The organism is Gottfriedia endophytica, assembly GCF_017814275.1.
GTDB classification, from domain to species: Bacteria; Bacillota; Bacilli; order Bacillales; family Bacillaceae_G; genus Gottfriedia; species Gottfriedia endophytica.
Map to the genome: position 1 here is coordinate 1 of NZ_JAGIYQ010000016.1, position 12,425 is coordinate 12,425.

Annotated in this window: 11 protein-coding genes; 2 read left to right on the forward strand and 9 right to left on the reverse strand. The window is 33.6% G+C overall.

Going from position 1 to position 12,425, the window contains the following annotated elements; translation table 11 throughout:
- Positions 1-155: 155 nt before the first annotated feature.
- From hemY to J5Y03_RS17065, 4 genes are all read right to left on the reverse strand, one after another.
- Positions 156-1,586 carry a protoporphyrinogen oxidase gene (gene hemY, locus J5Y03_RS17050; RefSeq protein WP_209407211.1) on the reverse strand — a complete coding sequence of 477 codons (1,431 nt, stop codon included), beginning with the start codon at positions 1,584-1,586 and terminating at the stop codon, positions 156-158.
- Between the two features lie 42 nt (positions 1,587-1,628).
- A complete protein-coding gene (hemH, locus tag J5Y03_RS17055) occupies positions 1,629-2,561 on the reverse strand; it encodes a ferrochelatase (RefSeq protein WP_209407212.1) in 933 nt (310 codons plus the stop codon).
- Between the two features lie 25 nt (positions 2,562-2,586).
- Positions 2,587-3,630 carry a uroporphyrinogen decarboxylase gene (gene hemE, locus J5Y03_RS17060; RefSeq protein ID WP_209407213.1) on the reverse strand — a complete coding sequence of 348 codons (1,044 nt, stop codon included), beginning with the start codon at positions 3,628-3,630 and terminating at the stop codon, positions 2,587-2,589.
- A gap of 475 nt (positions 3,631-4,105) precedes the next feature.
- Entirely contained in the window at positions 4,106-6,229 is a 2,124-nt protein-coding gene (locus J5Y03_RS17065; protein ID WP_209407214.1) for a transglycosylase domain-containing protein, read from the reverse strand.
- Between the two features lie 232 nt (positions 6,230-6,461).
- Between J5Y03_RS17065 and J5Y03_RS17070 the strand changes: the two genes are divergently transcribed.
- Together J5Y03_RS17070 and J5Y03_RS17075 are read left to right on the forward strand one after the other, a co-directional pair.
- Positions 6,462-7,625 carry a M20 family metallopeptidase gene (locus J5Y03_RS17070; RefSeq protein WP_209407284.1) on the forward strand — a complete coding sequence of 388 codons (1,164 nt, stop codon included), beginning with the start codon at positions 6,462-6,464 and terminating at the stop codon, positions 7,623-7,625.
- On the forward strand, positions 7,622-8,068 hold the full coding sequence (locus tag J5Y03_RS17075) for a hypothetical protein (protein ID WP_209407215.1): 447 nt from the start codon (positions 7,622-7,624) through the stop codon (positions 8,066-8,068). Before J5Y03_RS17070 ends, J5Y03_RS17075 begins: the two co-directional genes overlap by 4 nt.
- A 1,039-nt stretch (positions 8,069-9,107) precedes the next feature.
- Here J5Y03_RS17075 and J5Y03_RS17080 read toward each other — a convergent pair.
- From J5Y03_RS17080 to J5Y03_RS17100, 5 genes are all read right to left on the reverse strand, one after another.
- Positions 9,108-9,488 (reverse strand): BsuPI-related putative proteinase inhibitor, encoded by a 381-nt coding sequence (locus J5Y03_RS17080; RefSeq protein WP_209407216.1) that lies wholly within the window; start codon positions 9,486-9,488, stop codon positions 9,108-9,110.
- A 426-nt stretch (positions 9,489-9,914) separates the two neighbouring features.
- Positions 9,915-10,136 (reverse strand): hypothetical protein, encoded by a 222-nt coding sequence (locus tag J5Y03_RS17085; protein ID WP_209407217.1) that lies wholly within the window; start codon positions 10,134-10,136, stop codon positions 9,915-9,917.
- A gap of 3 nt (positions 10,137-10,139) precedes the next feature.
- Positions 10,140-10,847, reverse strand: coding sequence for an ABC transporter permease (locus tag J5Y03_RS17090; protein WP_209407218.1), 708 nt, complete (start codon positions 10,845-10,847; stop codon positions 10,140-10,142).
- Positions 10,831-11,574, reverse strand: coding sequence for an ABC transporter ATP-binding protein (locus J5Y03_RS17095; RefSeq protein WP_209407219.1), 744 nt, complete (start codon positions 11,572-11,574; stop codon positions 10,831-10,833). Before J5Y03_RS17095 ends, J5Y03_RS17090 begins: the two co-directional genes overlap by 17 nt.
- Entirely contained in the window at positions 11,567-12,232 is a 666-nt protein-coding gene (locus J5Y03_RS17100; protein ID WP_209407220.1) for a TetR/AcrR family transcriptional regulator, read from the reverse strand. Before J5Y03_RS17100 ends, J5Y03_RS17095 begins: the two co-directional genes overlap by 8 nt.
- Positions 12,233-12,425 lie beyond the last annotated feature (193 nt).

Genomic DNA, 12,425 nt, shown 5'->3' on the forward strand with positions numbered 1-12,425 from the left:
TAAGCATGAATCAAAAAAGAAATTTAACTAAGTAATAGCTCAACATAAAGGCAAAAATAGAGCTATTTCCTGAAGGAAATAACTCTGTTTTTTTTTCATCTCCACTTTTTGGGGTCTTGACCAAAGTTGACTGCTCTTTTTTTAAATAATTTAAATCAATGAATAATAGCTACTTCTTCATTATTCTTGTTAAATAAAAGATCAAGTGTTTCTTTTACAGCCCGTTCTCCTTGGTCAATACAATCAGGTAGACCCGCTCCATAAAATGAGCTACCTACTATTGTTACACCAGGCATTTCTTCTTTTAAATAATTTTGAATTGCTTTTGTACGGTCAAGATGGTTAATTGTGTATTGTGGCATTGCTTCCTTCCAACGTGAAACAACAAAAAATTCTGGTTGTTCTGTAATGCTCATCGTTTTCTTTAAGTCCTTAAGCACAATATTCACTAATTCTTCATCTGTTTTATCACAAATGTCTTGATCATCAGGACGACCAACGTAACAACGTAATAACACTTTTCCTTTTGGACAAGCGTGTGGCCATTTTTTATGTGTCCAAGTACAAGCTGTAATTGTATAGTCGCTATTACGTGACACAACAAAGCCTGTTCCATCAATATCCTTCTTAATGGCACTTTCAGGGAAAGCCATTGCAACATTCGCTACACTTGTCGATGGGACAGATTTTAGAGTCTCAAATACAGCTTGGTGATTTAACATATTAGGTAAATGTTGATGTGGTACTGCAATGATTACTTTGTCAGCCTGTAAAATATGTCCATTATTTAGTAAGCATTCATAGCTACTACCAACTTTTCGAACTTCTAGCACTTTCATTCCTTTTAAAACATCTTCTTGTGGTAATTCTTCCTCAATTCGCTCAACGATTGATTGAAGACCATTTGTTAATGTTTGAAAAATCCCTTTACTTGGTGCAGGACTATTAGATGGTTTCTTTACTGGAACCGATTTTTTCATTCCTAACACAATACTTCCATGCTGTTGTTCAACTTGATAAAACTGCGGAAACGTTGCCATTAAACTCATTTTATCAATATTTCCAGCATATATTCCGGATAATAACGGCTCAATTAGATTTTCGACTACTTCGTTTCCTAATCTTCTTCTAAAAAAAGCACCAAGTGACATATCACCTTCAACTTTTGTTTTAGGTAAAACAAAATCAAAACTTGCTCTTAATTTTCCAATTGGTGAGAATAGACCTGAAAATGCAAAGGGCATGATTTTCGTAGGAATTCCCATCGTTGAACCTTCTGGCATGCTGTGAAGGTGATTATTTACTAAAACGAATGATTTCCCGGCAGTATTATGAACAATTTGGTTACTTAAACCTAAATTTCCCGCTAACCTAGAAGCACTTTTTTTTCGAGCTAAAAATGAATCCGGTCCACGTTCAATAACAAAGCCATCTTTACGGACAGTTTGAATTTTACCACCTAGAGATTGGGAAGCTTCTACTAGCTTTATATCCAATGGCAAATTCTTTTCCATTCGTTCTTTATGCAAATAATACGCAGCGGAAAGACCAGTCATTCCACCACCGATAATCACTACTTTTTTCATACTCTATCTTCTCTTTTCTTTATAGTAGTAAAAAAATTTCAATTATTGCTCATTTAACTTTTTTAATACAACATTACTTAATGAATCGATGAACAATTCATCAGTATTTGGCATAGGCGGTCTAACATACGCTTTATGCAATTCTTTCGTTACATTTTGACATTCAATATCATTGTCATAAAGTACTTCTAAATGTTCACTAACAAATCCGATTGGCAGATAAACATATGTGTTAAACCCATTTTCTTCGTCTAATGTTCTAGTCAAATCCTGCACATCTGGCCCTAACCAAGGATCAGGTGTATTACCTGCACTTTGCCAGCCTAATGCATAGTGACGAACATCAGTTTTTTCAAGAATTAAATTAGTTGTTTCTTTTAACTGATCAGGATATGGGTCACCATATGATAAGATCTTTTCCGGTAAACTATGGGCTGAGAAGACAAATACAGTTGATTCTTTCTCTGCTTCTGACATTGGTTGTAAAACTTTGTTTACTTCACTTACCCAATACCCAATAAATTTCTCTTCTTTATACCAATCCGTTACATGATAAATCGTTGGTCCTGTTATGCTTTCTGAATGCTTCGCAGCTCTCTCATTATATGATTTCACACTAAATGTTGAATAATGCGGTGCTAAAACAATGCTAACTGCTTTTTCTATGCCATCATTTTTCATTTGTTCTACAGCATCTTCAATAAATGGTTCGATATGCTTAAGTCCTAAATACGCTTTAAATTCATATTGATCTTGAACTGTATTTAGACGTTTTTCCAAAGCTTCAGCTTGTTCAACCGTAATTTTTGCAAGAGGTGAAATCCCTCCAATTGCACGATATCTCTCTGTTAATTCTTCAAGCATTTCAGGAGATGGTTTTCTTCCGCGACGTATATCTGTATAGTAGCGTTCAATATCTTCTTCTTTATATGGTGTACCATAAGCCATTACTAATAAACCAATTTTTTCTTTCATCCGAATCACCTATTCTCCCTGTTTGTTATGCTTGTCCTTTTGAAGAATATTCATGTACAAAATGTGTTAAGCGTTTTAATGTTTCTGGATTAACTTCAGGGAATACACCATGACCTAAGTTGAAGATATGACCAGGAAACTTTAGACCCTCATCAAGAATTGATTTTGCTTTTTCCTCAATAACTTCCCAAGGAGCTAATAAAAATGCTGGATCTAAGTTACCTTGTAGAGTTTTTGTAATTCCTTTTTCTCTAGCTTCAGTGATTGAAGTTCTCCAATCTAAACCAATTACATCTACAGGCAAATCATTCCACTCATGAATTAAATGACTTGCTCCAATACCAAACATAATCGTAGGTACATTAAACCCTTTTAAAGCTGTAAATATTTTATCCATGCAAGGCTTAATATAATAGCGATAATCAGGAGTATTCAATGCTCCAACCCATGAATCAAATAATTGAATAGCTTTTGCACCTGCATCTACTTGCGCTTTAACATATTTAATTGTCATATCTGCTAAATGGTTCATTAATGCAAACCATGCATCTGACTGAGAATACATAAATGATTTTGTTTTATTATAGTTACGAGATGGTCCACCTTCTATTAAATAACTAGCAAGTGTAAAAGGTGCACCTGCAAATCCAATCAATGGAACCGTTAAAATTTCAGTTGTTAGTAATTTAATTGTTTCAAATATATATGGTAATTGCTCAGTAGGTTCAATATCTGTTAATTTATTTACATCTTCAATTGATCTGATAGGATTATGAATAACCGGACCGATCCCTGCTTTTATCTCAACATCTATTCCAATTGCAGGTAGTGGTGACATAATATCCTTATACAAGATTGCAGCATCATTGTTATATTGTTCTACTGGTAATGCTGTTACATAAGCACATAACTCAGGTTGATGAGTAATTTCAAATAAAGAATACTTTTCTTTTATTTTTCGATATTCAGGCTGTGAACGCCCTGCCTGTCTCATATACCATACAGGTGTATGTGTTACTTTTTCTCCCCTAATTGCTTTCAAAAATGTATCGTTAAACTTTTTTGTCATTACTAGACACTCCCCCATAAAAAATAATCACTCTAATATCTAAACTTACTATACCTTTTGAGCTTTTAAAAGTATAGAAATCTATTTTAAATGTCACAAAACAGCCACATTTATATCCTACTTAATTTAAATTTGCTCTATTTATTGAATTTTTATCATTAAAAATACAGTAAAAGCTTATAATCATATTAAATTACACCTCTATTTTAGAATGCGTTAGTTGATTACAACTCCAGGATGCTCGCTTTCCGTGGGGCGTGAGCTGAGCCTCCTCGTCGCTATCGCTCCTGCGGGGTCTCACCCTTCCCGCTATTCCCACAGGAGTCTCGCACCTTCCGCTGTAATCAACTTCTTTCTTTATAGTTAGCAATCTCAAAAGAAACAACTTTTTAGAACGAAAACAACCTAAATAAAAAAGCCCCCCTTTAAATCCATCGGATAAAAAGAAGAGCTTTAAATGTGTTTATTCTCTATTTTATATGCTTGGTTTTAGTAAAATAGACCTATCTCCTTCTTGATTTGTTTGAGGATTATAAGGAACAACATAATAACTTGGTACCTTAAAAATATTTACAAATGTATCACGATATTCTCCAGTTCCAGTCACAGTATCAATTAACTGCGCTTTTCCGTTAGATACTCTATAAATATGATATTGCTGCCTTTTGTCTGAAGGTGGGGTCCAGTTAATTATGACAGTAAATAAACCAAAAGGAGTAAACGAAACTCTGGATGTCACATTAGCAATTGGACTCATATTGATTGGAGAAGCCAAGTCAATAATATTTTTCGGTTTTTTAAATCTAGTAGTAGGCTCACGACCAGCATCTCTTAAAATTTTCTTGAATAAAACAGTTGGATAAGTACTCCCATTTCGTAAAAAATGTGTTGCATCGGTTTTATCATACCCCATCCAGACAGCCCCTACTACTTCAGGGGTATAACCTACAAACCATGCATCTTTATTTCCTTCTGGATGTCCTGGTATATTTGTCGTACCTGTCTTACCAGCAAGATCACCGTAAAAAGCACCTCTACTTGCTGTTCCACTGTCTACAACACCCTTCAACATTTTTGTCATATACCAAGCAGTTTGTGGGCTATAAACTTTCTTTTCTTCAACCTTTGCTTCATGCACTAACTCATTATTACTATTATAAATTGCACTAATAACATAAGGTGTAAGAGCGTCCCCATCATGATCAAACGTACTAAAACCTTTTACTAGTTCGAGTGGCGTCATACCTTTTTGGAGGCCACCTAAAGCCATACTTAATCCTTGATCAGGTATGTGAATATCCATTTTATCTAAAAATCCTTTTGCATAATTAATTCCTATTTGATTCAATATCCAAACTGCGGGTATATTAGCAGATTGAAGAATTGCATCATACATCGTAATGTTTTTGCTATATTCATCATTAAAATTTTTCGGAGTATAGTTTCCAAAACTCATTGGTTCATTTGGTAATATTGAATATGGAGTATATTTTCCAGTTTCAAGTGCTGGCCCGTAATCTAGAATCGGCTTTATTGTAGAGCCAGGTTGTCGTTTAACATGAACTCTATTTATCCCTCTAAAGAAATAATTTCTTCCACCAATAGCTGCTTCAATTCCACCAGTTTTAGCATTTATTAAAACGAATGCACCTTCTGCTCCTGCATCTGTACCCGGAAAATAATTTCCATTTTTAAAAAGTTCATAGGCCACTAATTGTGTTCTTTTATCAATTGGAACTACAACCTTATATCCCCCACTTAATAATTCATCGTAAGATAGATTGTATTTCTTTTCTGCTTCACTGATCACCATATCAATGTAAGTAGCAAAACCATTTTCTAATTTTTGTTGTGTAATATGTAAAACAATCGGGGTTGTAATGTGACTATTATACTCCGCTTGAGTAATGTATCCATTTTTAACCATTGTATATAGGACTAGGTTTCTCCTTTTTTTACTATCTGTAGGATGTGTTACTGGATCATAGTAAGTTGGGGCCTTTAATAATGCAGCTAAATTGGCTCCCTCTTCTAATGTTAATTGACTAACCTCTTTCCCAAAATAATATTTCGCTGCTCCACCTATACCATATACACCGTGACCAAAATAAACTTGATTCAAATACATTTCAAGAATTTGTTTTTTCGTATAGGTTCGTTCTAAATTAATCGCAATAATAATTTCTTTTGTCTTTCGAAGTAATGTTTTTTCATTCGTTAAAAACACATTTTTTGCTAACTGTTGGGTAATTGTACTTGCCCCTTCTACCTTTCTACCAGCCATTAAATCATGTAAAATAGCTCGAGAGATCCCTTTTATATCAATTCCATGATGCTTATAAAATCGTTCATCTTCTATCGATACAAATGCGTTTGGAACATAAGAAGGCATATCATCAATTGATACAATTACATGATTTTCATTATAAAGTCTTGATATAAATTTCCCATTTGCATCAACCATTTGAGAAGTAGAGTGAATAACTAATTTATCTTTATCAATTACGTAATTTCCTAAAAAGATAATCACTAAATAACCTATAAAACCAATAAGAAAGACACCTATTATCCCAAGTGCTATATAACTCCACTTTTTCATATTGCTCACCATCTTTTAATTAATGCATTTAGCGCTTAGTATAACCATCTTCATTCATAAATATCTCATTTCTCACTAAATTATTGCCTCGGAAATACATAAATCTACAAAATTCCTTCTTAAATTGAAAAGGAATACTCTTTGAGATGTGGAATACATTTACTACAGCACAAATAAGGGGTGAATAGTATTGAATAATCTTTTTTCTTTATTAGATGACTTTTATCCAAATATGGTTGAAACAAGAAGATTTTTACATCAACATCCTGAATTATCCTTTCAAGAAGTAGAAACAGCTCGTTATATTCAAAATTTCTATGAAAAACTAGGTGTACCTTACAAAGCCAATATAGGTGGAAATGGAGTTGTCGCTACAATCGTAGGAAATGGTCCGGGTCGTACAATTGCACTAAGAGCAGATTTTGATGCACTACCAATTCAAGATGAAAAAAATGTACCTTATGCTTCAAAAGTTAAAGGTGTCATGCATGCTTGTGGACACGATGGACATACTGCGACACTCCTTTATTTAGCTAAAGCATTTTATGAAACTCGTAACAATTGGACCGGAAAAATCGTTTTAATTCATCAACATGCTGAAGAGTATGCACCAGGTGGAGCAAAATCAATGATCGAAGCAGGCTGCTTAGATGGAGTCGATGAGATTTATGGCACACACCTATGGGCACTAAATGAAACTGGATCTATCGGATATAGAAGTGGTCCCGTAATGGCTGCTGCAGACAGATTTTCAATTACAATTCAAGGTAAAGGTGGACATGGTGCAGCACCTCATAACTCGAAAGATAGCATCATAATTGGAAGTCAGATTGCGATAGCACTCCAACAAATTGTTAGTCGTAGAATTAATCCAATTGATACAGCTGTCGTTTCAATTGGTAGTTTTGAAGCAAAAAATGCATTTAATGTTATTGCAGACAAAGCAACCCTAATTGGTACGGTTAGAACATTTAAAAAAGATGTTCAAGAAAAAATTAAAATTGAAATGGAACGAATGATTAAAGGAATTTGTGATGCAAATGACGTTACATATTTATTCGAGTACGACGAAGGTTATCCGGCAGTGGTTAACCATGAATCAGAAACTGCACTTTTAGTACATTGTGCGAAAGAAATACAAGAAGTTCAAACTGTATCAGAAATAGAACCATCAATGGGTGGCGAAGATTTCGCATATTATTTAGAAAAGGTTCCTGGTACATTCTTTTTCACTGGTGCTAAATCACCTGACACAGAAACACCTTATCCACATCATCATCCAAAATTTGATTTTGATGAAAATGCCATGTTAATCGCAGCCAAAACACTTGGAGCAGTAACGTTACAAGCATTAAACAAACAACCTGCAACAGAAGAAGAAACTGTTGTGAGGTGAGCATAATCGAAGTAGTTGAAAGAAAAAAGAGACTTAATACACGTCTAATTTTTGGGTTATTAGTTATTGGAGTATTTATAGCTATAACTTTTCCAACATTTGGAAATGAGCTTAACAAATTTTTTGTTCAAAAGACAAAGAAAGAATCAACTGTTACGAAAACTTTAACTAAAGATGAAATTGCTCAGTTGCATGAACAACAATTGTATGGACTTACTTATAAATATGATAAGTGGAATACTAAATGGCTATCTAATGAAATTCGCGATGGAGCATACACGGTATTTAAAATGGATTTATTTATGTCAAACCAACCTGAATACGATTCAGCAAAAATTAAATTTAATGTTACTAAGTACAAAGTTGATGGTAAAATTGTTGAGTTTATGAGTAATAGTAAAATAACTCAAGTTCATTCAAAAAGTGGCTGGAAAGATAAATAATTCTATCATTCTTTAACATATAAAGGCACCCGAAGAAATTCGGATGCCTTTTAATATGCTATTCAAATAGGCTACGGAGAAATAAATTTTTAACGATGTCGCTCAACAATATAAAAAATTTCCAATTAGTATGACTGTAATTGATATAATAATAAAACCAATGAAAAATATCCTTTGAATTTTATTCCTCTAGATAATTACAGTGAGATTATTTGATTTCCGTTCCAGGATACTCGCTTTCCGTGGGGCGGGCGGTGAGCCTCCTCGTCGCTAACGCTCCTGCGGGGTCTCACCTGTCCCACTATTCCCACAGGAGTCTCGCACCCTCCGCTCCAATCAAATAATTATCATCAGTTTCCTTAAATTCTTAAAAAAAAACAACAATATTTATGAAAAGACCTACATTTAATTTCTTTTTATTCATTTTTTGACAAACACCATATCTTATTTTAGGATGTCAAAATCCTTCTAGTACCGTACCCACAATAAATTTACAATTATAATCCCACCACCTTACCAATTGGATTAAAAATAAAAAACAGCAGCTTTGATGTATTCTCAAAACAGCTGTTTCGTATCTTTATGAAATTCTACCAATAAGTTATTGATTGTACCGTCAAGCAAAATGTATTTTATGACGTATTCTTAGTTGGAGTAATTTTTATATTAATTACTTATATCTCCTTCTTCTAGTTTTTTGTTTAATAGCACATAATCATTTTTTAAAGGTTATTGCAACTCTATCTAATCTATCTCCATTTTGATAAAAACTTCAACACACATTACTTCTACATGTTAAATTGAAAAAAGCAATGAATCATGCTCTTGATAGATACCTGTATCACCGATTCCAATTGAAGTAGCTGATCAATTTAAGCAGGAGAGGAGGAAAATCCCATAACCTCCTTTCTTGCTTTACTTTGTGAGTGGCTCCAAAAAGAATTAATCGTTGCCGTGCCCCTACCTAGACCTCTACTGTTACAGTATAATTTCATTATTTCCCTGAAATCCTCGCTTATCGAACGGCTGTATTTTCAGGCTAAATATTGAATGTAAAAGAAGTAATTGGCTTTGAAGGTACAAGTTTGTCATTTATTTTCCATACATTTAATATGGCTTTAACTGTATACGTTCCCGCAGGTACTCGCTTGCCCTCATTCGTTTTGTAATTCCACGTACTTTTCCATTGGATTTGTTCACCGCTGTTTAACGACTTATGTTGAATCGCCTGTAAAAAAAATCTCCCTTTACTAAAATGATACACCTGTTCTCTGTGTGTATTATACACGGTATAATCATAAAACTGGCTTGTCAGAAACTCTAAAAGCATTGGCTGATCGCTATTATTTTTAAACGTAAAAGTAAATAAGGATTGTTCCTCGTCTGCGATGACATCCCCATCCCATTTCCAATCTGTCATGTATCTAACCTCCTTAGCTAAGATTAATTGTTTCCCGCTAACAAAAATTATCAAAAAACAAAAGATAGCTATTTTCAAATGATATTCCTTACTAATGTATAGATGTATCCCTTTAGTATTGCTTAGTTACTAAAAAAAACAATAGACTTTTAAGTTTGTACATTAGTTAGTAACAAATTCGAATCGCCAATATAATCATTATTTGTACAGGGTAAAGTAACTAAGTACAAAACTGATGGAAAAACAGTTGAGTTTATGAGTAATAGTAAAATAACTCAAGTTTATTCGAAAAGTGGTTGGAAAGATAAGTAATAAGTAACATTATTAGCACATAAAGGCACCTGAAGAAATTCAGATGCCTTATAATATGCTATTTATTAATAGAACCATTTAGCAAAATTTGTTTAAAATTTTTTTGGGGTTTTACTACATTTGTACAATCCCGCTCACAATAGCCATAATCCCTATTAATGAACAAACCAAACCAACATTTGTTTTACTACTCTTTCCTTTTGAACGCTTGCCGGCAAAAAAGAGAACAATCCCTACTATAGCAAGTACAATTCCGAAACCAACACTAAAAATATATAACTGTGATGAAGCACTATCAAGCGCATGATCTATTGCATTTTCAATTTTTTGTTCCATTTCCTACACCTCCATAAGATTTACTTTACGTATCAGACTAATTGAAAAGAATATTGCTACAAAAATCATAAATACACCAAAAAGATACATAGAAATCATATTTGCTGTAGTATTGACTACAATATTACTCATTAACGAAGCCATGAGAACGGCTGAAACAATTGTAGTAGGAATCGATTTCTTAATAAATCCAATGCCCGTCGAGATAATTCCTATACTTGCAGCTATTAAAGCCATGAAAAATGTAACTTGGATAGTTTGTAATATATTTGCAGAGGTAATGCTCCCCGTTACAAGATGCATGAATTCGTCTGTGATACCAAAAATCAAGAAAATTAAAAGATTGCTAATAATCATTGAAAAAATCGTAAATAGACTTACAACACTTAATTTTGAAAATAAAATTTTTCTTCGACTTACTGGGTAAGAAAAAAGTAATACAGGTCTCTTTCCAGAATAGTCCTCGATGACGAATTTAGAATACATAACAGCCGATAATACACAAAATGCCGCCATATTTAGCACCCCAAACAAAGGGATAAGATTGTTATATCCTAAAAAAATTCCTAAATCTTTATCGTTTGGATTTAGCTTTGGTGCATAGGCAAATAGATATAAGAAACCTAACATGACTGTAGTAATAATAATGCTAGCAATTGTATAAGTACGGATGTTATTTCTTCTCACTTCTAATTTAATAAGTTTTAACATTCCCAATCCTCCCCGTCATAATATCTAGAAAATAATCTTCAAGACCAGTAGGACATTCTGCCTTAACTTCGGTCAAAGAAACTTCTCGAATAACAGTGCCATTTACAATCACACCAATGGTATCGGCAATGTGCTCGATCTCTGACAAAATATGACTGGAAATCAATATCGTCATATTTTCATTTTTCACAAGATCAAGAAACAATTCTCTCATTTCTCTAATTCCCATTGGATCAAGTCCATTAATGGGTTCATCTAAAATTAATAATTTAGGTTTATGAATCAATGCCCTTGCTATAGCTAATCGTTGACGCATACCAAGAGAGAATTTTGAAACAGGCTGTTTGCCTGTGTTGTTTAAACCAACTTTCGTTAAAACTGAGTCTATCTCCGAGTTATTTGCATTCATATAAGCAAGATGTATCTCTAAATTTTCAGATGCTGATAAATGCTCGTAAAATATGGGCGTTTCGATAATAGTTCCTATATTTCTTAAAATTTCACCCCGGTCTGAATTAACATCCATACCTAATACTTGCGCTTTCCCCATTGTCGGAGTAAGTAAGCCAGACAGCATTTTAAATACCGTTGTTTTCCCAGCTCCATTTGCACCTAAAAATCCATAAATCGTTCCTTTTCGAACATTCATATTGCAGTTCTTTATCACTTCATGTCCATCAAAAGTTTTTGTAAGGTTCTCGACTTTTACAGCAGAAATATTATTCATTCGTTTTGTGCTCCTCTGGATATAACTTTTGCAATAATTCTTTTATCTTCACAAACAAATCGTCATGCAATATATCCATTCCGATTGATTTCAACAGATGTTGCAAAAATTTCAGACGCATCGCTACTTTGGCATGGTTACACTCAAAAATAACTGGGTCACACCAAATATTTAACAAAAGTAAAAAAACCTCTGCACATTCTTCTGGAAAATCAGTAATGATTGAGCCGTCCGCTATTCCTTCTTTTATGATCTCAGCAATAAGAGAAGCGTCTTTATTTACGCAATCTTTCATATAAGACACTACAAATTCTGGACTTTTTACACGAGAAGCCATCACATCGTCCAAATTATGCGCCTCTTGGCTAGTAAAGCTCTTTTCCAAAAGGGAAATTAGTTTTTCTTTTCCAGTGCACGTTCCCATTTCGGATAACCAACCGTTTACCATATTTTCCATGATTTGTGCCTGTAATTCGGTAACGGCATTGATGATTTCTTCCTTAGATTGAAAATGATGATAAATAGCCCCTTTTGATATTCCCGCAGTTTTAGCAATATCCTGCATACTGGTTTTATCAAATCCTTTTTCCAGAAATAGTTTTGCGGAAACAGACAAAATGGTTTCAATCGTTGCCTGTGAATTATATTTTTTTGCCATACTTATTGTCCTCCTAACCAGAAAATACCGACCGTTCGGTATTTATTTAGATTATATTTATTTTTCTAAAAATTGTCAATTATTTTCAAGTTAAATGTTTTATTTACCGAAACATTGAATAAACAGTACAAAACTAAAAAAAGCCATAGCTATTTAAACTATGACCAACCACCTATAAAAACGAGATACTATT